The 21,188-nt window shown below is 53.3% G+C and carries 34 protein-coding genes and 1 rRNA gene; 30 read left to right on the plus strand and 5 right to left on the minus strand.

What is annotated here, in order from left to right; translation table 11 throughout:
- Positions 1–608: ribosomal RNA gene (locus tag KIS30_07610) — 16S ribosomal RNA — on the plus strand; the annotation flags it as partial.
- 122 nt (positions 609–730) lie between these two features.
- On the opposite strand, the gene KIS30_07615 is transcribed toward KIS30_07610, so the two are convergent.
- Positions 731–1,468 carry an RAD55 family ATPase gene (locus KIS30_07615; protein ID MBX8646605.1) on the minus strand — a complete coding sequence of 246 codons (738 nt, stop codon included), beginning with the start codon at positions 1,466–1,468 and terminating at the stop codon, positions 731–733.
- Positions 1,469–1,674: 206 nt separating this feature from the next.
- On the opposite strand from KIS30_07615, the gene KIS30_07620 reads away from it, so the two are divergent.
- Entirely contained in the window at positions 1,675–2,964 is a 1,290-nt protein-coding gene (locus tag KIS30_07620) for a serine hydroxymethyltransferase (protein MBX8646606.1), read from the plus strand.
- 12 nt (positions 2,965–2,976) lie between these two features.
- On the opposite strand, the gene KIS30_07625 is transcribed toward KIS30_07620, so the two are convergent.
- A complete protein-coding gene (locus tag KIS30_07625) occupies positions 2,977–3,885 on the minus strand; it encodes a TIGR00269 family protein (GenBank protein MBX8646607.1) in 909 nt (302 codons plus the stop codon).
- A 100-nt stretch (positions 3,886–3,985) separates the two neighbouring features.
- Between KIS30_07625 and KIS30_07630 the strand changes: the two genes are divergently transcribed.
- On the plus strand, positions 3,986–4,999 hold the full coding sequence (locus KIS30_07630; GenBank protein MBX8646608.1) for a replication factor C small subunit: 1,014 nt from the start codon (positions 3,986–3,988) through the stop codon (positions 4,997–4,999).
- Positions 5,000–5,034: 35 nt separating this feature from the next.
- Here KIS30_07630 and KIS30_07635 read toward each other — a convergent pair whose 3' ends face one another.
- The 3 genes from KIS30_07635 to KIS30_07645 form a co-directional block, all read right to left on the minus strand.
- Positions 5,035–5,184: a 50S ribosomal protein L40e gene (locus KIS30_07635; protein ID MBX8646609.1), complete on the minus strand. Its 150-nt coding sequence runs from the start codon at positions 5,182–5,184 to the stop codon at positions 5,035–5,037.
- Positions 5,185–5,344: 160 nt separating this feature from the next.
- Positions 5,345–5,770: a thioredoxin gene (trxA, locus tag KIS30_07640; protein MBX8646610.1), complete on the minus strand. Its 426-nt coding sequence runs from the start codon at positions 5,768–5,770 to the stop codon at positions 5,345–5,347.
- 10 nt (positions 5,771–5,780) lie between these two features.
- A complete protein-coding gene (locus tag KIS30_07645) occupies positions 5,781–6,197 on the minus strand; it encodes a DUF302 domain-containing protein (GenBank protein ID MBX8646611.1) in 417 nt (138 codons plus the stop codon).
- A gap of 114 nt (positions 6,198–6,311) precedes the next feature.
- Between KIS30_07645 and KIS30_07650 the strand changes: the two genes are divergently transcribed.
- From KIS30_07650 to KIS30_07780, 27 genes are all read left to right on the plus strand, one after another.
- Positions 6,312–6,692 carry a helix-turn-helix domain-containing protein gene (locus tag KIS30_07650; protein MBX8646612.1) on the plus strand — a complete coding sequence of 127 codons (381 nt, stop codon included), beginning with the start codon at positions 6,312–6,314 and terminating at the stop codon, positions 6,690–6,692.
- Between the two features lie 328 nt (positions 6,693–7,020).
- Positions 7,021–8,022, plus strand: coding sequence for a 50S ribosomal protein L3 (locus tag KIS30_07655; protein ID MBX8646613.1), 1,002 nt, complete (start codon positions 7,021–7,023; stop codon positions 8,020–8,022).
- Between the two features lie 61 nt (positions 8,023–8,083).
- Positions 8,084–8,833 carry a 50S ribosomal protein L4 gene (rpl4p, locus tag KIS30_07660; protein ID MBX8646614.1) on the plus strand — a complete coding sequence of 250 codons (750 nt, stop codon included), beginning with the start codon at positions 8,084–8,086 and terminating at the stop codon, positions 8,831–8,833.
- 27 nt (positions 8,834–8,860) lie between these two features.
- A complete protein-coding gene (locus tag KIS30_07665) occupies positions 8,861–9,142 on the plus strand; it encodes a 50S ribosomal protein L23 (GenBank protein MBX8646615.1) in 282 nt (93 codons plus the stop codon).
- Positions 9,143–9,152: 10 nt separating this feature from the next.
- On the plus strand, positions 9,153–9,851 hold the full coding sequence (locus tag KIS30_07670) for a 50S ribosomal protein L2 (GenBank protein MBX8646616.1): 699 nt from the start codon (positions 9,153–9,155) through the stop codon (positions 9,849–9,851).
- A 3-nt stretch (positions 9,852–9,854) separates the two neighbouring features.
- Complete coding sequence (locus KIS30_07675) at positions 9,855–10,313, plus strand: 30S ribosomal protein S19 (protein MBX8646617.1); 459 nt, start codon at positions 9,855–9,857, stop codon at positions 10,311–10,313.
- Positions 10,314–10,323: 10 nt separating this feature from the next.
- Positions 10,324–10,770 (plus strand): 50S ribosomal protein L22, encoded by a 447-nt coding sequence (locus KIS30_07680; GenBank protein ID MBX8646618.1) that lies wholly within the window; start codon positions 10,324–10,326, stop codon positions 10,768–10,770.
- Positions 10,771–10,779: 9 nt separating this feature from the next.
- The gene (locus KIS30_07685) at positions 10,780–11,487 is read left to right on the plus strand and encodes a 30S ribosomal protein S3 (GenBank protein MBX8646619.1); all 708 of its coding nucleotides are present in this window, start codon (positions 10,780–10,782) and stop codon (positions 11,485–11,487) included.
- Positions 11,487–11,687, plus strand: coding sequence for a 50S ribosomal protein L29 (gene rpmC / locus KIS30_07690; protein MBX8646620.1), 201 nt, complete (start codon positions 11,487–11,489; stop codon positions 11,685–11,687). The genes KIS30_07685 and rpmC overlap by 1 nt, the downstream gene beginning before the upstream one ends.
- Positions 11,688–11,987 (plus strand): stress response translation initiation inhibitor YciH, encoded by a 300-nt coding sequence (yciH, locus tag KIS30_07695; GenBank protein MBX8646621.1) that lies wholly within the window; start codon positions 11,688–11,690, stop codon positions 11,985–11,987.
- A gap of 3 nt (positions 11,988–11,990) precedes the next feature.
- Positions 11,991–12,242 (plus strand): ribonuclease P protein subunit, encoded by a 252-nt coding sequence (locus KIS30_07700; GenBank protein MBX8646622.1) that lies wholly within the window; start codon positions 11,991–11,993, stop codon positions 12,240–12,242.
- On the plus strand, positions 12,243–12,575 hold the full coding sequence (locus KIS30_07705; GenBank protein MBX8646623.1) for a 30S ribosomal protein S17: 333 nt from the start codon (positions 12,243–12,245) through the stop codon (positions 12,573–12,575). It abuts the gene before it with no gap.
- Entirely contained in the window at positions 12,572–12,970 is a 399-nt protein-coding gene (locus KIS30_07710; GenBank protein ID MBX8646624.1) for a 50S ribosomal protein L14, read from the plus strand. The genes KIS30_07705 and KIS30_07710 overlap by 4 nt, the downstream gene beginning before the upstream one ends.
- Before the next feature lie 5 nt (positions 12,971–12,975).
- Complete coding sequence (gene rplX, locus KIS30_07715; GenBank protein ID MBX8646625.1) at positions 12,976–13,332, plus strand: 50S ribosomal protein L24; 357 nt, start codon at positions 12,976–12,978, stop codon at positions 13,330–13,332.
- Entirely contained in the window at positions 13,333–14,040 is a 708-nt protein-coding gene (locus KIS30_07720; GenBank protein MBX8646626.1) for a 30S ribosomal protein S4e, read from the plus strand.
- Positions 14,037–14,546 (plus strand): 50S ribosomal protein L5, encoded by a 510-nt coding sequence (locus tag KIS30_07725; protein ID MBX8646627.1) that lies wholly within the window; start codon positions 14,037–14,039, stop codon positions 14,544–14,546. Before KIS30_07720 ends, KIS30_07725 begins: the two co-directional genes overlap by 4 nt.
- On the plus strand, positions 14,543–14,689 hold the full coding sequence (locus KIS30_07730) for a 30S ribosomal protein S14 (protein MBX8646628.1): 147 nt from the start codon (positions 14,543–14,545) through the stop codon (positions 14,687–14,689). The genes KIS30_07725 and KIS30_07730 overlap by 4 nt, the downstream gene beginning before the upstream one ends.
- A 9-nt stretch (positions 14,690–14,698) precedes the next feature.
- On the plus strand, positions 14,699–15,088 hold the full coding sequence (locus KIS30_07735; protein ID MBX8646629.1) for a 30S ribosomal protein S8: 390 nt from the start codon (positions 14,699–14,701) through the stop codon (positions 15,086–15,088).
- A 10-nt stretch (positions 15,089–15,098) separates the two neighbouring features.
- The gene (locus KIS30_07740; protein ID MBX8646630.1) at positions 15,099–15,650 is read left to right on the plus strand and encodes a 50S ribosomal protein L6; all 552 of its coding nucleotides are present in this window, start codon (positions 15,099–15,101) and stop codon (positions 15,648–15,650) included.
- Positions 15,647–16,282 carry a 50S ribosomal protein L32e gene (locus KIS30_07745; GenBank protein MBX8646631.1) on the plus strand — a complete coding sequence of 212 codons (636 nt, stop codon included), beginning with the start codon at positions 15,647–15,649 and terminating at the stop codon, positions 16,280–16,282. The genes KIS30_07740 and KIS30_07745 overlap by 4 nt, the downstream gene beginning before the upstream one ends.
- 6 nt (positions 16,283–16,288) lie before the next feature.
- On the plus strand, positions 16,289–16,738 hold the full coding sequence (locus KIS30_07750; GenBank protein ID MBX8646632.1) for a 50S ribosomal protein L19e: 450 nt from the start codon (positions 16,289–16,291) through the stop codon (positions 16,736–16,738).
- A gap of 4 nt (positions 16,739–16,742) precedes the next feature.
- On the plus strand, positions 16,743–17,228 hold the full coding sequence (locus KIS30_07755) for a 50S ribosomal protein L18 (GenBank protein ID MBX8646633.1): 486 nt from the start codon (positions 16,743–16,745) through the stop codon (positions 17,226–17,228).
- A gap of 1 nt (position 17,229) precedes the next feature.
- A complete protein-coding gene (locus tag KIS30_07760; GenBank protein ID MBX8646634.1) occupies positions 17,230–17,931 on the plus strand; it encodes a 30S ribosomal protein S5 in 702 nt (233 codons plus the stop codon).
- Positions 17,928–18,404 (plus strand): 50S ribosomal protein L30, encoded by a 477-nt coding sequence (locus KIS30_07765; protein ID MBX8646635.1) that lies wholly within the window; start codon positions 17,928–17,930, stop codon positions 18,402–18,404. Before KIS30_07760 ends, KIS30_07765 begins: the two co-directional genes overlap by 4 nt.
- 2 nt (positions 18,405–18,406) lie before the next feature.
- Positions 18,407–18,832: a 50S ribosomal protein L15 gene (locus KIS30_07770; protein MBX8646636.1), complete on the plus strand. Its 426-nt coding sequence runs from the start codon at positions 18,407–18,409 to the stop codon at positions 18,830–18,832.
- 23 nt (positions 18,833–18,855) lie between these two features.
- Complete coding sequence (secY, locus tag KIS30_07775; protein ID MBX8646637.1) at positions 18,856–20,478, plus strand: preprotein translocase subunit SecY; 1,623 nt, start codon at positions 18,856–18,858, stop codon at positions 20,476–20,478.
- A 34-nt stretch (positions 20,479–20,512) separates the two neighbouring features.
- A complete protein-coding gene (locus KIS30_07780; GenBank protein MBX8646638.1) occupies positions 20,513–21,160 on the plus strand; it encodes a DUF106 domain-containing protein in 648 nt (215 codons plus the stop codon).
- Positions 21,161–21,188 lie beyond the last annotated feature (28 nt).

Here is a 21,188-nt window from a genome sequence, read left to right on the forward strand (position 1 = left end):
GGCGGGGGAGCACCGCAACGGGAGTAGCGTGCGGTTCAATTGGATTCAACGCCGGACAACTCACCGGGAGCGACGGTTAGATGAAGGCCAGGCTGATGACCTTGCCAGATTTTCCGAGAGGTGTTGCATGGCCGTCGTCAGTTCGTACCGTAAGGCGTTCTCTTAAGTGAGATAACGAACGAGACCCTTGCCCTTAATTGCCACCGGTTTCTCAGGAAGCCGGGCACATAACGGGGACCGCTGACGCTAAGTCAGAGGAAGGAAAGGTCGACGGTAGGTCAGTATGGCCCGAATCTCCCGGGCTACACGCGCGCTACAAAGGACAGGACAATGGGCTCCGACCGCGAAAGCGGAAGGTAATCCCGAAACCTGTTCGTAGTTCGGACTGAGGGCTGTAACTCGCCCTCACGAAGCTGGATTCCGTAGTAATCGCTTGTCAACATCAAGCGGTGAATATGCCCCTGCTCCTTGCACACACCGCCTGTCAAGCCATCCGAGTCGGGTTCGAGTGAGGGTTCTCTTTTTGGAGAGCTCGAACTGGAGCTTGGTAAGGGGGGCTAAGTCATAACAAGGTATCTGTAGGGGAACCTGCAGATGGATCACCTCCTAAGTAAACGAAGTGTGCAAACGCAGAGAGTTTATCAACAACGTCAGATGAGTTAGCCAAAACGCTTTACAGCCACAGTTTTTAGCACCATGGTCTTGCACAACGGTGACGTCCTCGCCTAGGCTATGGTTTGGATATCGACTTTACGGCGAGGAATCTCCTGTTTTCATAAAGGAATGTGAACGAATCCATGCTGTGATTGGTAGCGCGCATCTTCATGCACCTGATGCGCCTCTGCACTTCCACATCACTTATCGCCTGTATGGATAGCGAAATCAGGCCGTCGGCCAGATAGGCCTCATCCCTGTTCTCCGAAGCCAGGTGCTCCATCGAAGACTCAGACGTGAGAATTATTGTTGCACCAAGGCCCTTCATCCATTCAAAAATATAGAATAACTCGTCCCTCCTGCTCTGGAGGCGCGCGGCGGTTTCCAGAACGTCGAGAGAGTCGATAACTAGAAAATCGAAACCGGTGCTGTCCTTCAGATTGTTGACATACATCTTGAAGACTTCCAGCCAGCTCCTTCTCGCGGTCAGCTGCTTCAGACTCTTTCTCACAATGCCGAAATCGAGTATTCTCAGATGCTCTCCGGCCGATTCGAATTGCATGCCGAACCGCCGTCCCTGCTGCTCCAGACTGGACCTGTTCTGTTCCAGTGTCATATAGACACCACGCGTTTCCTTCGCGATGGCGTTCCTGTAAAGCATGTTACAGGACACAGTTGACTTCATTGTTCCTGGCGTACCGGCAATGAGCACGATTGAATTTGAGGGGATGCCGCCCTCAAGCACTTCATCGAAACCTTCAATGTACGTCTTTATCCGTCTGATCCCGTCAGTTTCCCTTGCGACCGTCGACATTAGTCCACTCTGCACAAATCAAACCAATCAATCGATATTTATTGATGACTGTGCAATTTTCACCCGATGTAAATTCGGCGCAGTGATGCGAAACACAGACGGATACGCCGAGCAGCGGTGATAAGGCAGAGACCACGGCGCACATAAACGGATTGCATACCCGTACCGCAAAGTGTTAAATCGGGTTTCGATACTCTCCGATCGTTATGTCCCGGATTTCACGAAATGCGCAATTCATAAAAGATGCCGCGATTGAGCACAACCGATTCTTTGAAGAGTCCATACCACTCATAGCGTCAGAAAATGTGATCAGCCCGCTTCAGAGGGAGATGCTCAACTCAGACTTCAACGGAAGGTACGCCGAGGGGCTGCCAGGTCACCGGTACTACCAGGGCAATGAATTTGTAGACAAGGTTGAGGAAAAAGGAATGGAACTTGCCAGAAAGCTGTTCGGCTGCAGTTTCTCGGATCTTCGACCCATCTCGGGAACTGTTGCGAACCTCGCCGTTCTCTTCGCTCTGACGAAGCCAGGCGAAACGATAACAACTCCAGCTCTTTCTGACGGGGCACATATATCCACGGCCCGGTTCGGCGCGGTCGGTGTGAGAGGCCTGAAAACGGTCAACTATCCTTTCGATGCTGAACGAATGACACTTGACGTGGACGGGACCGCGAAGGTGCTCAGGGAAGTCAGACCGAAACTGGCGCTGTTCGGCATGTCGCTGTTTCTGTTTCCAGCACCGCTGAAAGAGCTCTCAGATGTGTTTGCCGAAACAGGCTCCACGGTCTGGTATGACGGCGCCCATGTGCTCGGCCTCATTGCAGGGAAGCAGTTCCAGGACCCTTTCAGGGAAGGTGCCCACATCATTTCAGGGAGTACACACAAGACGTTTCCGGGTCCAAATCACGGCATCATACTTGCCAATCCGGCAGACGAAGAGATGGGCAGGGCCCTGGCCAAGGGAGTCTTTCCCGGAGTAACAAGCAATCACCATCTTCACGAAATGGCTGCCCTCTGCATAGCGCTTGATGAAATGCAGAGGTTCGGAAGGCAGTACGCCAGACAGATCGTGCGGAATTCGAAGGCACTGGCGGAGAGCCTGTATGAAAAGGGTTTCGATGTGCTTGCTGCAGACTACGGCTTCACTGAGTCGCATGCACTTGCAGTCAATGTGGAAAAGCTGGGAGGAGGGAGCGAATGTGCGCTCATCCTCGAGAAGGCGAACATAATTGTGAACAAGAATCTTCTGCCGAATGACAAGAGTCCTGTACATCCTAGCGGTCTGCGGCTCGGAACGCAGGAGATAACGCATCTCGGGATGAAAAGGAACGAAATGGAGGAAATAGCCACATTCTTCGAACGGCTGCTCCTGAAGAAAGAGGATCCGATCAGAGTGAGCAGGGATGTTCGCCGCTTCAAGAAGAAGTTCGTGCGTCTGAAGTACTGCTACGGCGAAGGCTATCCCGCCTACAAATATGAAAAGTTCTTCTCGTGAAACCGGCGCACATCACAGAGGAAGAGCCCGAATCTCCTGTTTCAACGTGCATGTCCTGCACACGCTTCCGGACGAAACATTGCCGCATTCGGAACACCTGCGCGCCCTGCCCCGGGGTGCTGCGGCTGAGAAGGCACCGGCCGACCTGACGATTGAATAACGAGTGCCGGGCATCTCCTCTTCCATCCTGAGCACGATGTCCCTGAAAAGGTTCCTGGAGGCTTCCTCGGAATAAGGGCATGAGGATCTGAGGAATGGGATGCCAGACAGCATAGCAAAGAGCAGCACTTCATTTTCAGGTATCAGTCTCAGCGGCTGCACTCTGGGAACGAGTCCGTCGATTACGCCGCCGTGCGGTCCCATCATTGCCATCCTCGATGTGTCGGCCCTCGCGATGTTCATCATGACCGACTGTGCAGTATCGTCGAGATTCAATCCGGTGGCAAGTTTTGTAGCACCCGCCTCCAGCGCCAGCGCGTTTATGAGATTGCGCCTGAATACACCGCAGTAAGCACAAGTGGTTCTCTTCCGCACCGTCGCTGCAAGACGGTCCATAGTGAAACCCGCGTCCTCACCAAATGAGCGGTGCCTCCAGTCGACTCCCAGCTTCCTGCAGTAATTCTCAATAATCTCAAGCGACTCGGATCTGTAGCCGGATATGCCCTCATCCACCGTTATGGCGATCAGCCGCGTGTCCCGCCTGGCTGCAGAGTATCGCTTGAGAAGCGTGAGTGCAGTCATGCTGTCCTTGCCTCCCGATACAGCAATGCAGACTGTCGAGTTTCTGGAGAATATATTCTGTTCCCTGATCTCCTTTTTCACACGTTTTTCCACAGATTCCTCAAAATGACGCTTGCAGTAATGCCTGCCGTTGTACCTCGCAAAGTATACTGCCTCAGAGCCGCATGAGGTGCATGTCACAGCTCTATCAGTGTTGCAGCTCCGATATAGACATTGCGACAACGCTGCAGCATGGACGGGAAATGCTTTTTAGAGGCAGTCCCATTGTCGCACCGTTCCGATGGATGAAACAGAAATTTGGGTTGAGAAATACAGGCCCAGGAAATTTGACGAAATCATAGGACAGGAATCGATCGTCGGCCGTCTCAGGTCTTACGTTGAGAGCAGGAATCTGCCGCACCTGCTGTTTGCCGGACCGGCCGGAACCGGAAAGACGACATGCAGCATCGTCCTGGCCAGGGAACTTTTCGGCGAATACTGGCGCGAAAATTTTATGGAGCTGAACGCATCAGACGAGAGGGGCATCAGGGTCGTGAGGGGTGACCCCGAACACAACGTACCGAGCAAGATTAAAAATTTCGCAAGGACGGCACCGCTCGGAGGAGCTGCATTCAAGATCATATTCCTGGATGAGAGCGACGCGCTCACATCCGATGCACAGTCAGCACTCAGGAGAACCATGGAGCTCTATTCCAGAAACTGCAGATTCATCTTCTCGGCAAACTACCCCGGCAAGATCATAGATCCGATACAGTCCCGGTGTGCAGTATTCCAGTTTTCGCCTCTCCGCGATTCAGACATCCAGAAGTGTGTGGAAAACATAGTGCGTGCCGAACAGCTGACCATCACCAAAGAGGCGGTTGATTACATAGTGCGATACTCCAGAGGAGACTCAAGAAGGGCTGTGAATACACTCCAGGCAAGCGCGTTTCTCAGCAAACACATAGATCAGAACGCCGTCTACCTGGCGACATCGACGCCTGATCCCAAGGAGATAAAGCTGATGTTTGAATATGCGCTCGACGGAAGTTTCCTGAAGGCCAGAGACATGCTGGACACGATGCTTTATGAACGGGGGATGAGCGCAACCGATCTCATTGCAGACATACACAGAGGTGTTTTTGAGATTGCCCTTTCCGACGACGCACTCCTCGATATTGTTTCACGCATTGGCGAAACAGAATACAGGATAGTGCAGGGAGGGAATGACAGGATACAGCTTGAATCGCTGCTGGCACAGATAGGACTGATTGGCAAGAGAGAGAGGAAAACAGCCAGGCAGAAGGTCCTCTGACTCGGGTCAGCAGATATCACGCGTGAGTGTGCGGATCAGGCCTTGCGTATTTCCTTCGCCTTGAGACGTAGCTTTGTGTAACCGCACTTTCTGCATCGCATAGCCCTCACAGAATTGGTGGCAGAACAGTTCATGCACACCTTTTTTGAGAGCAATCTTATCTCAGCTTCCTTGAACTTGGCCATTTGTCTTCGCTGTGGCAGAGATAGATTGCATATATAGAAATTGTGGACCGTGTCAATGCATTCATAGAAAAGTTGAAAGTGTCAAACTGCGCACAGACAGGCGCAAACTGCAGGATCTAATTTCTCGGTGTGCCTTGCCCTGTACCCGTTCCTTCGCGATTCAGACCACGAACCTGTTCAGGCGCTGGGCAATGGCGGCTTTCGGCAGTGCGCCGACGATGGAGTCCACCGGCTTGCCGTTCCTGAAGATGAGCAGAGTGGGTATCCCCATGATGTTGAATCTGGACGAGGTAGAAGGATTCTCGTCAACGTTGACCTTTCCGAATGCGATTCTGCCTGCATATTCTCCGGCGAGTTTCTCGACAACGGGCGATACCATCCTGCACGGGCCGCACCAGGGTGCCCAGAAATCAACTAGCGAAACACCGTTGCCTGCCACAAAGGAGTCAAAGGTTGCGTCTGTGAGTACAGTAACGCCGCCGGCGGCGTGAGGTGCCTTTCCGGGAGTCGGGGAGGCGCCGGAAATGCCGAGCAGTTCCTCCATCTTTCTCTTCCTGATCTGCTCAAGTTCATCGTTCAAATCCATTTCGCTCATCCTATTCATCACCTACCGACTTCATTGCCTCTGTTATCTCCTGTTCAACCTGCTCTGCGATATCGCCGAGAGTGGAATCGCCCACAAGACCAAACATTCTGCCCGGGCGTATCATAGAAATCTTTGTCTCACTCCCGTTCTTCCTGAGGGAGAGTTTGCATGGGAGCAGGAGACCCGCTTTATCCGTCCTTTCTATTACTCTGACGGCGTGAGAAGGATTGCACACATCAAGTATCGTGAAATCGCTCACATCCCTGCCTGCTTTTTCCCTCAGCGTCTTACGGACATCTATCGTCCCGAGCACCCCGTAACCGCGCAGCTTAAGCGCTTCTGTCAGCGCGCCGACAGCATCTGCCACTGACCGGCTCGAGGAAACGCTTACCTCAAATTCATTCTTTTCAAAGACCATTGAATTCACTGTGTGGCACATTAAATGCGGCAGTATAAATATTTGATGGTATTGGCCATACCACGCAATACTTTATAACCATGTGCCGGGTTAGGAGATGTGACGATGGATGATGGATAATACATGAAGAGCATATCCTCCCTGAGAAGCACCGGGGCCGGCTGCAGCGATCTCCTTTATTGTCTGTATGACCTGGGCGACGCTGAGGTTGAAGTACTGAGGCAACTGGCTGCTGGCAGCGAAATGACGCTTGACGAACTTGCCGAGGGGCTGGAACGCGACAGAAGCACAGTGCACAGATCGCTTTCCAGGCTTCTTTCCACAGGCATGTGCTACCGAAGGACGGCAGGACTTAAAGGTGGCGGATACTTCCACATTTACGGCATATCAGATATGGGTGTCATGAAGCGGAGGATCGAGAGCGACGTGTCCGAGATCATCGCATCTCTCATGCGTCTTTCAGAACGGTTTGAAAGCGATTTTACTGCGAGTCTGCTGAGATGAAGTTTATTGCCTTGCAGAGTTTACAGGCATAATATGACAGCCTGCGGTGGCATGTCAGTGACGGCGTAGCTGACCGATTGACAGGCGACGCCCGTAGCAGGGAAACTTCCCGCTGCAGATGCAGGTCACTTTTATATACAACTACCGTTTAAGAGCATTTGTCCTCATAGCGCGACCAGACGCTTCGGGCAATGCACATGCATCCCGGCAAGAGGGGTACTGATGCTTTCTGAATCCTTCGGTGGCGTCACGGTTGCGCTTGAACGGGGAAATGAGATTTGGTGCTGCAGCGGCCAATGCGGTCGTTGCGAGGTAAAGGTGTTAGCAGATGCCAAACAGAAGAAGGCCGAGACGCGGTTCGATGGGCTATTCGCCAAGGAAGAGAGCTAAGAGGGAAGTGCCGAAGCTTGATTCGTGGCCCGAGTCAGCCGGAGGGCCGAAGATTCAGGGTTTTGCAGGGTACAAAGCAGGCATGACACACGCCATTCTGGTGGACTACAGGCCGACGTCCACCACGGCCGGTCAGGAGCTTCAGATACCCGTTACTGTCCTGGAGACGCCGCCGTTGAAGGTTGTTGCGGTGAGAATATATGCCGCGAGTTCAACAGGACTGAAAACAGCCGGTGAATTGTGGGCGGAAAAACTGGACAAAGATTTTTCCCGCGTACTTGTGATTAAACATCAGAGGGATTTCGCTTCGGAGCAGGAGAAATTCAGCAAGACGGAAGGAGAGGAAGTGAACATAATTGCCCACACCCAGCCTTCCCTGATTACCGGCGTCCCGAAGAAGAAACCCGAACTCATGGAAATCAGGATAGGCGGGGGAACGTTCCAGGAACGGGTCGCCTATGCACTGTCCATCCTTGGAAAGGAAGTAAGCGTGCACGATTATCTCAAGGACGGGGATGTTGTCGACGTGATATCAGTCACTAAGGGCAAGGGGTTCCAGGGTGCGGTTAAGAGATGGGGTGTAAAATTACTGTCACACAAGAACAGCAAACACACGAGGATGATTGGAACACTGGGGCCGAAGAGACCGGGCTACATCTGGCCAACCGTTCCGCAATCCGGTCAGACAGGTTATCACCAGAGAACCGAACTCAACAAGAGAGTACTCAAGATCGGCAAGAACGGGGATGACATCACGCCAAAGGGAGGATTTCTCAATTACGGCAAGATTTCGGGCGAATATCTGCTCCTCCATGGCAGCGTGCCCGGACCGTCGAAACGACTGATCAGGCTGCGTGACACGATCAGGCCGCGCCTGGTGAAGGTGAAGGAAGCACCGACGCTGACTTACGTGTCAACAGAATCCATGCAGGGAGTGTGAATAGTTGACGACTCAGGAACAGGAAACAGTGTCAGAAGCGCCTTCGAATGGCCACACATTCCTGTATGGTTCAGACGGGAAGCCCAGAGAACAGCTTCTGCTTCCTCCAAACTTCTCGACGCCATACAGGCCGGACATCATCAGGAAGGATTTTCTGGCATCTGCTGCAAACAGGAGGCAGCCGTACGGCTCAATGAAGCGGGCCGGCATGCGTCATTCGGTCGAAACCTGGGGGAAAGGCAGAGGCGTCGCAAGAGTGCAGAGGATAAAGGGGCAGTCGACAGCCGCACAGTCGCCGAACAATGTAGGCGGGCGCAGGGCCCATCCTCCGAGACAGGAAAAGAGCTGGTATCTCAAAATCAATGAAAAAGAGCGTAAATTGGCGAAGCTCTCGGCGCTCGCGGCATCGGGCAACAGGGAACTGGTCGCGAGCCGCGGGCACAGGTTCTCCGAGAATGTGCATCTTCCGGTTGTGTTTGATGACGACGTCGAAATGCTGTCGAAATCCTCCGATGTTGAGCAGGTGCTCGGCAGCCTGGGAGTCATTGATGACATTTTGCGCGTCAGGGCAGGCACGCACATCAGAGCTGGAAGGGGGAAGATGAGGAACAGGCCGTACAGAGAGCCTGTGGGACCGCTGATTGTCGTCTCCTCCATGGACGTTCCGCTAGCAAAGAGCGCCAGGAATCTCGCAGGCGTGGCGGTTGCCACACCCGCTTCACTGAACACGGAGAAGCTCGCGCCGGGAGGCGATGCAGGCAGACTGGTGCTGTTCAGCAGGAAAGCGATAGAAATGATGAGGGGTGGTTGAACGGACAAGAAACGCGGAAATGCTGTGATAGACGAGTATTCTGTTCTGATTCACCCGTATGTGACAGAAAAATCCATGAACGCCATGTCAGGCACGGCGAAGCAGAAGCTGAGAGACGGCAACAGGCTCGAGTTTGTTGTGCGAATAGACGCGACGAAAGAGGATATCAGGAAGGCGTTCGAGAAACGTTTTGAGGCCGAGGTCGAAAAGATAAATGTGAAAATACGATCGGACGGCAAGCATGCGATCATAAAGCTGAAAGAGGAATATTCGGCTGAAGACATTGGCGTGAGAATTGGCGTTATCTGAGGTCATTTGAATGGGAAAGAGATTAAGGCATCAGAGGAGAGGGGCGGGCTCCCCGAACTACAGATCTCCGAGCTTCAGGCACCTGACGCCCGGAAAACAGCCTGCCACCAGGGAGGGAACGGGAAAAGTCGTAGACATAGTGCATGCTCCGGGACGCACTACACCGATGCTGGTAGTCAACTTCGGAAAAGTCGAAGAGTATATGATTGCCGCAGAAGGCAACTATGTCGATCAGACAATTACAGTAGGTCCGGGAGCACCGCTTGAACGCGGAAACATCAGGCCACTGGGAGAGATTCCGGAAGGCACTCTCATACACAACATCGAACTGAGGCCCGGTGACAGAGGCAAACTTGTCAGAGCCGCGGGTACATCGGCTACAGTCATAAGCCACGGTACAACAACTACGATACAGCTTCCGTCTGGCAGATTCAAGAGAATCGACAACAGATGTTATGCTTCAATAGGCGTTCCGGCAGGGGGCGGTCGTGTAGACAGACCGTATGCCAAGGCAGGCAAGAAATTTCATGCCCTGCATTCCAAGGCGAAGGCGCATCTGCGCGTCAGCGGTGTTGCTATGAATCCTGTCAATCATCCCTTCGGCGGAGGGTCACATCAGCATGTCGGAAGGCCGAGTACAATTGCACGGGGCGCAAGACCTGGACAGAAAGTGGGCAGGCTTTCCCCGCAAAAGAAGAAGGAGGCATGAGCGATGGTAGAAGAATCACTGGAAAGCAAACTTGCAAAGAGCAGGTCAGGAAAGAGGAAAGCCAGAGTCACTGTCAGAAGAAAGAAGGAGTTCACATACAGGGGATATACACTTGAGGAGATGCTGAAAATGCCTCTGACGGATGTGCTTGCCCTTCTTCCCTCCAGGGCGCGCCGTTCATACAGAAGGGGATTGAACAGGGAACAGCAGACACTTGTGGAAAAGCTGCGCACTTCCAACGGAGAAGCTGTAAAGACTCACAGAAGAGAGATTTTCATACTTCCTGAATTCGTGGGCAAGAAAGTCTCCGTGTATAACGGAAAGGAATACAAGGAGATTGAAATCAAGGCCGAAATGATCGGCCACGCAATCGGTGAATTTGCGCCGACCAGACGTTTCACGAGACACTCTGGTCCTGGTGTTGGTGCAACGAGAGGATCGAAGTTCCTCCCGCTGAAGTGAGGATGTCAATATGTCAGGTTACACGCAGGAATCAGATCCGGACACGACGGCAAGAGCCATGGTGAAGGACATGGATATTTCGCCGAAACATGCAGTCGAGCTCTGCAGGTTCGTCCGTGGAAGGAAGGTGGATGTTGCGCTGCAATACCTGGATGAGGTCATAGCGCGCACGAGACCCGTGCCGTTCCGGAGATACAACAAGCAGGTGACTCACAAGAAGGGAACGGGTCCTGCCAGATTTCCGGTTAAGGCGGCGAAAGTTGTGAAGAAGGCGATCGAAGAGGCGCAGCACAACGCGGAGTACAAGGGACTGGACTCCGACAGCATGCGTGTACAAACAATAAGCTCGCACAGAGGTCAGGCGTACAATTTCTTCATGCCGCGGGCGTTTGGAAAGAGCGGACCGTGGAAGAGGGAGAGAGTCCATATCGAGGTCATACTGGAAGAGGTCAAGTGAGGCAATCTGATGAGCGGAGAAAGGAAGTTTATCAAAGAAAACACAAGGAGAGTCCTCCTGAAGGAATACATGATGAGAGAGGTCGACAGAGCCGGCTTCGGCGGCATCGACATACAGAGGACGCCGCTGGGAACCAGGGTGACGCTGGTCACAGAAAGACCCGGCCTGGTAATCGGAAGGAAGGGCGGAGTGATTAAATCACTCACAAGACAGATGGAGGAACTTTTCGACTTCGACAATCCGCAGATTGAGGTGCAGGAGGATTCCAATCCAAATCTCAACCCGCAGATCATGGCAAAAAAACTCGCATTTGCACTTGAAAGGGGATGGCATTTCAGAAGGGCTGGCCACTCCACAGTAAAGAGGATCATGGATTCCGGCGCCAGGGGATGTCAGGTCGTTATATCCGGCAAATTGACCGGACAGAGACACAGGACTGAGAAATTCAAGGAAGGACATGTAAAGTACTGCGGCGAGCCGAAGAGGCTCTTCATAAAGGAAGGTTTTGCAGCTGCCAAATTGAAGCTTGGTATCATCGGCGTCAAGGTCCAGATCATGGCGCCTGACGCCAAACTGCCCGACGAAATTGAAATATATCAGCCGGCCAAGGTCGGACTGACTGTACCGGAGCCGCAGGAAACAGTGGCACAGCAGCCTGCGGAAGCCGAGCCAGCGGCACCCGTGGAACAGCTTGAAGACGGAGGTGACACCACCTGATGACTCTCGTGAAAGCAAAGGAAGTCAGATCGATGAGAAAGGAAGAGAGAGCCGACAAGCTCAAGCAGCTCAGAGACGAACTGATGCATGAAAGAGGTCTTTCGGCGATGGGTGGTGCGCCTGCAGATCCGGGCAAAATCAGGGCGCTGAGGAAGCAGATCGCACGTATACTGACCGTGGAAAGGGAGGAAGCGCGGTAAATGGCCGGAGTTTGTCCCACTTGCGGTCTGCCCGAAGAACTCTGCATGTGCGAGCAGATTGCGAGGGAACAGCAATCGATAGTGGTATACACTGACAGCAGGAGATACGGCAAGGTGGTCACGGTGGTTGAGGGGTTCAATTCATCCGACATAGACATAGATGCACTGGCCAAGAAGCTGAAAATGAAATGCGCTTCGGGCGGAACAGTGAAGGACAGCAGGATAGAACTCCAGGGAGACCACAAACGCAGAGTCAAGGAAACACTGGACGAGATGGGATTCAATGCGACGGTGAGATGAATTATGAAAGACAGGGAGTTTCTCAGGGGCGAATTCATCGGAAACAGTGTGATCGTCTGCGATAACAGGATGAAGGAGATAGCGAAAGGCAGAGTGGTGTGGGAGACCAAAAACATGCTGCACATTGGCGAACCGGAGAAACGTTTCTCGAAGAAGGGCCATAGCTTCATATTTGAAACCGAGAACGGAAGGACGGTTGTTGAGGGAAAAAAGATACTTTACAGACCGGAAGACAGGATAAAGAGGCTGAGATAGATGGTCACGAGAGACATTGGAGTTACAGACAGGAAACCGGAGACTGAATGCGCAGACAGGAAGTGCCCGTACCATGGAGAACTTTCTGTTCGTGGACAGTCGATCATCGGCAGGGTTGTTTCCGCAAGAATGAAAGGCACAGTCATTGTCGAAAAGGAACACAGGAAGCTGAATTTAAAGTATGAGCGATATGAGAGGAGAAGGAGCAGGTATCCGGCCCACCTCCCCGGCTGTATCCAGGTCGCGGAAGGCGACGAAGTCAGGATTATGGAATGCAGGCCGCTCAGCAAGACGGTCAGCTTTGTTGTGATTGAGAAGAGGGTGATCCAGTGAAGGGACTGGCGGGCAAACAGACGCGCGGCATGAACACCGGTGGAAAACTCACGGTGATAGACAACAGCGGTGCCAAGGTGGCACAGATTATTTCGGTTCCGGGTTATCACGGCACGGTCAGGCGGTATCCCAAGGCGGGCATCGGCGACATTGTTGTCGTAACAGTGAAGAAGGGATCACCCGAAGTCAGAAAACAGGTTCTCTATGCGGTGATTGTCAGGCAGCGCAGGCCATTCAGACGAGCCGACGGAACAATGGTCCAGTTTGAGGACAATGCGGCTGTCATCACAACCGAGACGGGCGAAGCCAAGGGGACGGACATAAAGGGACCGGTCGCCAGGGAAGCGGCGGAGAGATGGCCCAGAATTGCGGCCGTTGCATCAATGATAGTGTGATATTCATGACGATAAGTGCGAGAAAACAGAGGAAGGGCCTGTACCGTGCGCATCCAACGGAGCGCAGGAAGAGTATGGTAGCACCGCTGAGCAAGGAATTGAGCAAGCAGAGAAACATCAGCAGAATAGCGGTAAGGAAGGGTGATACCGTAATGGTCGTAAAGGGCGACAGGGACATAAGAGGCATAGAGGGCAAGGTATCGAGCGTCGACACTGTCAGGAGACGCGTAATGATCGACGGAGTGACTATTCCCAAGGCGGACGGCAAGCAGACCGCCAGACCGGTTTCATTCTCAAATCTTGTCATAACAGCCCTGAACCCCGACGGGAAGAGAAAGACACAGGCGGAAGGAGGCAACTGAATGTCGGGAAGAGTGAAGCGGATGGCGGCGCCGAGGCGCTGGCAGATAAAACGGAAGACCAGCTACTGGGCAGTCAAGACATCTCCGGGTCCCCATGAAATGGAATTCTCTGTTCCGTTGCTCCAGGTAGTCAGGGATATGCTTTCATTGTGTGAAACTTCACGTGAAGCTAAGATACTGATATCCGCCGGGCGGTTTTCGGTCGACGGCCGTGTCAGGAAGGACTACAGGTATCCGGTGGGCCTGATGGATGTGCTTAAGATTGAGGGAGAGGAGGGCGGCTACAGGATGCTCATAGACCGGAGGAACAAGATGCATCTCGTGCCGGTGCCGGCATCAGACTGCGGGTGGAAACTGTGCAGGATTGAAGGGAAGAAGGTCACGCGCGGGGGCAAGACACAGATATCGCTGCATGACGGCAGAAACATGCTGGGCAAAGTGGATGCATCGACGGGAGATGTGCTGAGACTTGAGATACCTTCACAGAAGGTGCTTGACACGTTTAAACTCAAGGAAGGCTCAAAGGCTCTGCTCATCGGCGGTTCGCATGTCGGAGAGCTGGCTACTGTAAGCAAGTTTGAGAAATGGAGGAATCCGGCCCCGAATGTAGTCTATTTCAAGGAAGGCTTTTCCACCGTCTGGCTGAATGTGTTTGTTTCCGGTGCCGGTGAATCGTCAATAAGACTTCCGGAGGTTGCCGCAATATGAACGTTATGAGGAAACCGGTGCTTGAGAAGGTCGTTGTCAACATAGGGGCGGGCGAGGCAGGAGAGCGTCTCGTCAAGGCACAGAAGGTTCTGGAGATGCTCACGGGGCAGAAGGCGTACGTGACGCACTCGAAGAGGACCAACAGGGATTTCGGCATCAGGATGGGACAGCCCATCGGATGCAAGGTGACGCTGAGAGGCAAGAAGGCGCAGGAGTTTCTCAAGAAGGCACTCTGGGTAAAGGAAAACAGAGTCAGCCTCTATTCCTTTTCAAGGAACGGTAATTTCTCCTTCGGCATTCCGGATTACACCGACTTCGAGGGAATGAAATATGACCCTGACATCGGCGTATTCGGCATGGATGTGAGCGTATCGCTCATGAGGAAGGGGTACAGGATAACGCGCAGACAGCTTCAACCCAGATCGCTGCCGGCAAAGCACAGGATGACGCTGACGGAGAGCGTGGCGTTCCTGAAGGAGCAGTTCGCTCTCGAGGTGGTCGAATGAAGCCGAAGAAGGAGTTCGGAAGGAAGGTAGGCTGCAGGCGTTGCGGAAGAAAAAGGGGCATTGTCAGGAGATACAGCCTGCATGTCTGCAGACAGTGCTTCAGAGAAATAGCGCCGCAGCTGGAATTCAGGAAATACTCTTGAGGTGAAAGAATGCAATGCGATCCACTTAATGATGCAATGTCCACCATAAAAAATGCGGAACAGAGAGGAAAAGACGAGTGCACAATACGGCCGGCCTCGAAACTCATAGGCCACGTCCTGCGCGTCATGGCGGAGAATGGCTACATAAGGCAGTTCGAGCTGCTCGACGACGGCAAGGCAGGCATGTTCAAAGTTGTACTGTCTAAAAGAATAAACAACTGCGGTGTCGTGAAGCCGCGACATTCGGTGAGGAGATTCGACATAGAACAGTTCGAGTCGCGCTATCTGCCGGCACAGGATTTCGGCCTGCTCATAATGACGACCACGAACGGCGTGATTTCACAGTTCAGGGCAAAGGAGCTTGGCGTCGGAGGCAAGCTGCTCGCGTACGTGTATTGAGGTGATGCTGATGGTAGTAACAGGCATAGCAAGCAACGAGGTGAAGATACCCAAGGGCGTCAGGGTGGAGGTGAAAGGCAAGCTCGTGAACGTGAGCGGCAAGCTTGGCGCCATATCGAAAACATTCGAATTCGGGCGCACGGTCGTTCAGACAGGCGATGCCTCCGTAAACATGGAAATCGAGCTGCCCAGGAGAGGGGAACTTGCTGAAATCAACACTATTGCGTCTGAAATCAGGAGCATGATAGAGGGCGTGACGACGGGTTTCGAGTACAAGCTCAAGATCGTGTATGCACATTTCCCCATCAAGGTGCAGGTGAAGGGGCAGGAAGTCATAATCGAGAATTTCCTGGGGGAGAGACATCCCAGGAAAGCGCGTATAGCCGGCGCCGCCAAGGTTGCCGTATCTGGAGATCAGGTAACGGTCACATCAAACGTATTAGAGGATGCGGGCCAGACAGCGGCGAACATAGAAAGAGCAACCAGAATCAAGAATTATGACAAGCGGGTATTCCAGGACGGCATATACATAACTTCCAAGGCAGGGATGGCGTTAATATGAAACTCAATGAAGTTGTCGGAGATGATGCAGAGGTTATGGAGAAGCTTTCCGCGGCAGGAATAACGGACGTCGATGCGCTCGACGCATCACTGAAGAACGACGAGAAGAGGAGTGAGCTTGAGAAGAGCGGCATCGCAGCGGAGACGCTGGATGCGTGGAAAGCGAAGATAGAGGCCGGCGAAGAGGAACAGAAGGACGAACCGGCAGAAGAAACAGAAGACGTGCAGGGTTACACGGCGAAGCAGAAGCCCGTTCTGACGCCAGAACTCAGGAAAGCGCTGGTGTTCAGGAAGGAGCTGGAAAAGCACAGACCGGAATTTCTGCGGGCCGAGTGCTACAAGGCAGAGAGACTGGGCCACAAATGGCGCAGGCCCAGAGGGGGTCAGGGCAAGATGCGTGTCGGTGTATATTACAGACCGAAGTCCGTGTCGATCGGATATGGTTCGCCTTCGACTGCCAGGCATCTGCACCCATCCGGTTTTGCGGAGAAGCTCGTGCACAATGCGGCGGAGCTTGACGGTGTTGACCCGAAGACAACGGCAGTGCGCGTTGCACACGCCGTAGGCACGAAGAAGAGGAAGGAGATAGCAGAGGAAGCTGCAAGACTTAATATCAGGGTACTCAACGGGTGATTACAAATGGACCTGAAGAACCAGAAGAGAATGGCCGCAGACATAATGAAGTGCGGCAAATCGAGGGTGAAGATTAACCCGAACAGGCTCTCCGACGTCGCCGACGCCATCACGAGGGCCGATGTACGGACTGCCGTGCAGTCCGGCAGCATTTTTGCCGTGCCCAAGAAGGGTAATTCGAGGGGCCGGATAAACAGTAATCTGAAACAGAGGGCGAAGGGCAGGCAGGGCGGAGAGGGCTCAAGGAAAGGGACGCTGAACACCAGGACACCAAGGAAAGCAAGGTGGGTGAAGACAATCAGGGCACTGCGCGTCCAGCTGAAGACATACAGAGACGAAGGGAAGATAGACAGGGCAACGTACAGAAAGTTCTACAGGCTGACGAAGGGCGGCATGTTCCGCGGGAAGAGGAATCTCGAGGAGCATCTGAGGACTGAAGGGTTGCTCAGGGAGTGATATTATGTTTGGTCCCAGATACAAAGTACCGTTCAGGAGAAGGAGAGAAGGCAATACAGATTATTCGCACAGGCTGAAACTGCTGAAATCGGACAAGCCGAGGGCCGTTGTAAGGAAGAGCAACAAATACTACACCGTGCAGTTTGTTCGCTTTGACCCTGTCGGAGACGCTGTCATAGCGTCTGCGGGGAGCATTGAGCTGAGACGATACGGCTGGACAGGTGCGGCTTCAAACAGCGCAGCAGCATATCTCACAGGAATGCTCGCCGCATCCAGGGCGAAGAAGCAGGGCATAACTGAAGCAATACTGGATGCCGGCATCGTGAATCCAAAGAGGAACAGCGGCATTTTTGCCGCACTGAACGGCATTGTGGAGGCCGGTCTGGATGTGCCGCACGACCCCGCAATTCTCCTGCCGAAGGAAAGGATAGAGAAGCTCGCCGCGACACACGGCAAACTCGATGAAATTAAAACAAAGCTGGTGAACTGAAGTGGCCTGGTCGCCGAAGACAAAACTTGGAAGACTCGTGAATGAAGGGAAGATAACATCCATTTCACAGGCGCTCGAATCCAAACTCCCGCTGAGGGAGCCTGAGATTGTCGACATGCTCCTGCCGGACCTGGCAGACGAAGTGGCAGATGTGAAAATGGTACAGAGAATGACGGACAGCGGCAGACGCGTCCGTTTTGCGATTACCTGTGTCGTCGGAAACAGGGACGGCATTGTGGGTATTGGAAGGGCCAAGGGGAGAGAAGTGGGTCCGGCCATAAGGCGTGCAATACAGGACGCCAAACTCAATATAATCGAAGTCAGGCGCGGCTGCGGTTCATGGCAGTGCGGCTGCCTTACACCCCATACACTGCCCTTCAGGGTTGAGGGACGGTCCGGCTCAGTGGTGCTCTCTCTGAAGCCGGCGCCACGCGGCGTCGGTCTGGCAGTGGGCAATGTTGCCAAGAGAGTGATGGAGCTTGCGGGCATCCACGACGCATGGGGGTTTACGAGCGGACATTCTAAGACCACACTGAATTTTACCTATGCCGCATTCAATGCGCTCAAGCAGACAGTGAGCTACAGGGTTGCGCCGGAACAGCTTGATCGCCTCAAAATCAGATCTGGCACCGGGAAGGTTCATGTTGTTGAGAGCGATCCTGCGTTGCTGCAGGCGGAGCCACAGGCGGAGGCAGGAAAGTGATGTACGCAGTAATAAGGGTCAGAGGACATGGCAAGATCATTCGCAAGGCAGTCGAGACGATGGATCAGATGCACCTGAACAGGGTGAATCACATGGTGCTGCTGCCTGAAACTGAAACGACAAGGAGGATGCTTCAGGTAGTCAAAGATTATGTAACATGGGGAGAGGTCTCCGAAGAGTTGCTGTCCAGGGCGCTCGAGACGGCATCGAAGCACACGGGAGAAAAACGTGTATCCGTGGCCGAACTCGGCAAAAAATACGGGCAGGAACCGTCAGAGCTGTTGAGGGCGCTCATGGACGGAAAGACAACACTCTCCGATTTCGATATCAAGACAGTGCTGCGCCTTCATCCCCCGAGGAAGGGATGGGAAGCGATAAAGAAAAGCTACGCTACCGGCGGTTCACTCGGATACCGGGGCAGGGATATCAACGCGCTGATTGAAAAGATGCTTCCGTCGCAGGGCGGTGTGTGAGCATGGTGAGCAGGACAAACAAATTCAGGGGATCTAGAACGCACGGCAGGGGAAAGAAATCCGGAAGAGGAGCAGGCATTCACGGAGGGCGCGGCAATGCCGGTCTGCACAAACACAAGTTCATGCACATGCTGAAGTACGACCCGTACCATTTCGGACCCGGGGGGTTCAAGAGGCCGCCCAAGATCGTAGAAGAGAGACGGGGCATAACGGTCGAGTCGCTGGGAGAAGCAGTGGCGGAATTTCTCAGGCGCGGCTACGCCAGGGAGGAGGAGGGAAAGATCACTGTTGATCTATCGGCCGCCGGTTATTACAAGCTCATTGCAAAAGGAGCACTGTCTTCTGCACTCAATGTTGTCGTGGAAAAGGCAAGTGCGCGCGCCGTGCAGGCAGTAGAGAAAGCCGGCGGAAGTGTGACACTTAAATAGCGTGTGAGATTTAGTGGTAAATAATGCCTGATCAGGAGAAGAAGAGTCTTCTTTACAAGCTGAAGCCATTTACCGACAGGCTTCCGGCAATAACAAAGCCCGAAGGGCACGTGCATTTCAGGACGAAAATGCTCTGGGTCATACTCATACTCTTCCTCTACTTTGTAATGACGAACATCTACATCTATGGTCTTGACAAGGCCACCACAATCGATCTGTTTGCCCAGTACAGGGCCATAATTGCCGGGGCATCCGGTTCCATCCTGCAGCTGGGCATCGGTCCCATCGTCACAGGCTCAATAGTGATGCAGCTGTTCACCGGCGCGAAGATAATAAATCTTGACCTCAACGACGATGAGGACAAGGCCGTATATCAGAGTACACAGAAATTCGTCGTGATAGTCATGATATTCGTCGAGGCCATACCGCAGGTATTCGGATACCTGAGCCCGAGCCCGACATTCGTACACAACATCGGCGCACTTGCCTCGAAGGTGTCTATCTTCGGCATCTATCCGATGCTGAATAGCGGGAAGACGCTCTCTCAGCTCATCATCATTGTTCAGCTCTTCGTTGGCTCATACCTCGTTTTCCTCATGGACGAGATCGTTTCCAAATGGGGCATAGGCAGCGGCATATCGATGTTCATAGCCGCAGGTGTTTCACAGCAGATCTTCACAGGCGCGCTCAACTGGTACCCGGCTCCGACCGCGGCGAACGGTGTTGCAGCAACGGGACCGCTGGCCAATGCACCTGTCGGAACCATACCGAAGATCATTTATGTTCTGTTTCACGTCCCTATCGGACAGCTGACAAGCAGCGGTTTCGAGACACTCATGCTCGGCCAGCCAAATCCCGTCACTGCGCTCGCAGGCACCATCGCCATATTCCTGATTGTAGCATGGACAGAATCCACCAGGATCGAACTTCCGCTGGCGCATGAGACAGCGAAGGGCGCCAGGGGCAGATATCCGATAAAGCTCATTTACGCATCAAACATACCTGTCATACTCGTTGCCGCTCTGCTCGCGAATGTGAGCATGTTCAGCTACCTTCTGTGGACAAACCCGGCAATGATGAAGATACCGCTCATAGGCCATCAAGCCTGGCTGGGCACATATGTGGCGGGGAGCACGACGCCGACCGGCGGTATTGCATGGTACGTGAGCAACGTCAACGGCCTGTCAGACTGGCTGCTGCCAATGATCAATTCTTCATATGCGGTTGGCAATCCGCAGGTGCAGGGCCATTCGTTCCTACAGATTGCCGCCTGGATAGGCGCATTTACGCTCGTATATGTGCTGGGCGCAATACTCTTCGCAAGATTCTGGATAGAAACGACAAACATGGGGCCGAAGGCTGTGGCGGAACAGATTGAGAGCAGCGGCATGCAGATACCCGGATTCAGGCGAGATCCGCGCGTCATGAAGCGCGTCCTGGAGCGATATATTCCAACCGTCACTGTGCTTAGCGGAGCTCTCGTCGGTTTCCTTGCCGTTGGTGCAGACCTCATAGGCACCGTCGGCAACGCCACGGGCGTAGGACTGTTACTTGCCACGGGCATACTGATACAGTTTTACGACGCGATAGGACAGGAGCAGATGATGGAGATGCACCCTGTGCTCAGACAGTTCTTCGGAGGGTGAGCAAACGCCAAACCAGCCACCGCCGGGCCAGCAGATGCCTCAGGGAACCGGGCAGATGTTCATCGTGATGATATTCATGATGGTCATGCTCTTCGCATTCCTCAATCCCGCAGTGAGGTCCAGCGTCGTCAAAGGAACGAACACCGTGCTCTCGCCGCTGATTGGCTTCGGCGGACACTTTCCGACGATCACGATACTGATCGCGGAGCTCATAGTGGTGTTCCTCGGCACGACGCTGAGGATATTCTACACGGATTTCGTGCAGCAGGCAAAGATACAGAACACGCTCAAGGCGCTGAGGCTGAAGCAGAGGGAGGCGTTCAAGACAAAGAATCAGGCGAAGATAAAGGAGCTGCAGAAGGTGCAGAGCTCATATATGATACAGAACACGCAGCTCATGAACAAGCAGTTCAAGGTTCTTCCCGTCACAATGATCGTCATATTTCCGCTCTTTGCCTGGCTGAGCGAATTCCTTCTTTCATTACCATACCCCGTTTTCTCTGTGCCATGGAACGCCTCCGTCCACTTCGGCGAAACAATCATATTTTTCCCGGCATGGGTCTTCCTTTATGGCTTTCTCGGCATCCCGTTCACGATAGTGTACCAGCGTATCCTGCGTTACTTCATACTGCGCAGGAGACTCGAAGAGATGGACGGTGTCGCTGCGCCCCAGGCGCAGTGAGTTTTGGCAATATGTTTAAACACCCTGT

Origin of the sequence: Candidatus Sysuiplasma acidicola, from assembly GCA_019721035.1 — an archaeon.
Taxonomy (GTDB): domain Archaea; phylum Thermoplasmatota; class Thermoplasmata; order Sysuiplasmatales; family Sysuiplasmataceae; genus Sysuiplasma; species Sysuiplasma acidicola.

Excerpts from the sequence above, each read along its gene's own strand:
- KIS30_07780 (MBX8646638.1), top strand. The coding sequence starts at position 20,513 with ATGCCTCAGGGAACCGGGCAGATGTTCATCGTGATGATATTCATGATG.
- KIS30_07620 (MBX8646606.1), top strand. The coding sequence starts at position 1,675 with ATGTCCCGGATTTCACGAAATGCGCAATTCATAAAAGATGCCGCGATT.
- yciH (MBX8646621.1), top strand. The coding sequence starts at position 11,688 with ATGGCCGGAGTTTGTCCCACTTGCGGTCTGCCCGAAGAACTCTGCATG.
- KIS30_07720 (MBX8646626.1), top strand. The coding sequence starts at position 13,333 with ATGTCGGGAAGAGTGAAGCGGATGGCGGCGCCGAGGCGCTGGCAGATA.
- trxA (MBX8646610.1), bottom strand. The coding sequence starts at position 5,770 with ATGGATTTGAACGATGAACTTGAGCAGATCAGGAAGAGAAAGATGGAG.
- KIS30_07700 (MBX8646622.1), top strand. The coding sequence starts at position 11,991 with ATGAAAGACAGGGAGTTTCTCAGGGGCGAATTCATCGGAAACAGTGTG.
- KIS30_07685 (MBX8646619.1), top strand. The coding sequence starts at position 10,780 with ATGAGCGGAGAAAGGAAGTTTATCAAAGAAAACACAAGGAGAGTCCTC.
- rplX (MBX8646625.1), top strand. The coding sequence starts at position 12,976 with ATGACGATAAGTGCGAGAAAACAGAGGAAGGGCCTGTACCGTGCGCAT.
- KIS30_07635 (MBX8646609.1), bottom strand. The coding sequence starts at position 5,184 with ATGGCCAAGTTCAAGGAAGCTGAGATAAGATTGCTCTCAAAAAAGGTG.
- KIS30_07725 (MBX8646627.1), top strand. The coding sequence starts at position 14,037 with ATGAACGTTATGAGGAAACCGGTGCTTGAGAAGGTCGTTGTCAACATA.
- KIS30_07670 (MBX8646616.1), top strand. The coding sequence starts at position 9,153 with ATGGGAAAGAGATTAAGGCATCAGAGGAGAGGGGCGGGCTCCCCGAAC.
- KIS30_07735 (MBX8646629.1), top strand. The coding sequence starts at position 14,699 with ATGCAATGCGATCCACTTAATGATGCAATGTCCACCATAAAAAATGCG.
- KIS30_07680 (MBX8646618.1), top strand. The coding sequence starts at position 10,324 with ATGTCAGGTTACACGCAGGAATCAGATCCGGACACGACGGCAAGAGCC.
- KIS30_07630 (MBX8646608.1), top strand. The coding sequence starts at position 3,986 with ATGGATGAAACAGAAATTTGGGTTGAGAAATACAGGCCCAGGAAATTT.
- KIS30_07675 (MBX8646617.1), top strand. The coding sequence starts at position 9,855 with ATGGTAGAAGAATCACTGGAAAGCAAACTTGCAAAGAGCAGGTCAGGA.
- KIS30_07705 (MBX8646623.1), top strand. The coding sequence starts at position 12,243 with ATGGTCACGAGAGACATTGGAGTTACAGACAGGAAACCGGAGACTGAA.
- KIS30_07655 (MBX8646613.1), top strand. The coding sequence starts at position 7,021 with ATGCCAAACAGAAGAAGGCCGAGACGCGGTTCGATGGGCTATTCGCCA.
- KIS30_07730 (MBX8646628.1), top strand. The coding sequence starts at position 14,543 with ATGAAGCCGAAGAAGGAGTTCGGAAGGAAGGTAGGCTGCAGGCGTTGC.
- KIS30_07745 (MBX8646631.1), top strand. The coding sequence starts at position 15,647 with ATGAAACTCAATGAAGTTGTCGGAGATGATGCAGAGGTTATGGAGAAG.
- rpmC (MBX8646620.1), top strand. The coding sequence starts at position 11,487 with ATGACTCTCGTGAAAGCAAAGGAAGTCAGATCGATGAGAAAGGAAGAG.
- KIS30_07750 (MBX8646632.1), top strand. The coding sequence starts at position 16,289 with ATGGACCTGAAGAACCAGAAGAGAATGGCCGCAGACATAATGAAGTGC.
- KIS30_07755 (MBX8646633.1), top strand. The coding sequence starts at position 16,743 with ATGTTTGGTCCCAGATACAAAGTACCGTTCAGGAGAAGGAGAGAAGGC.
- KIS30_07740 (MBX8646630.1), top strand. The coding sequence starts at position 15,099 with ATGGTAGTAACAGGCATAGCAAGCAACGAGGTGAAGATACCCAAGGGC.
- secY (MBX8646637.1), top strand. The coding sequence starts at position 18,856 with ATGCCTGATCAGGAGAAGAAGAGTCTTCTTTACAAGCTGAAGCCATTT.
- KIS30_07650 (MBX8646612.1), top strand. The coding sequence starts at position 6,312 with ATGAAGAGCATATCCTCCCTGAGAAGCACCGGGGCCGGCTGCAGCGAT.
- KIS30_07770 (MBX8646636.1), top strand. The coding sequence starts at position 18,407 with ATGGTGAGCAGGACAAACAAATTCAGGGGATCTAGAACGCACGGCAGG.
- KIS30_07615 (MBX8646605.1), bottom strand. The coding sequence starts at position 1,468 with ATGTCGACGGTCGCAAGGGAAACTGACGGGATCAGACGGATAAAGACG.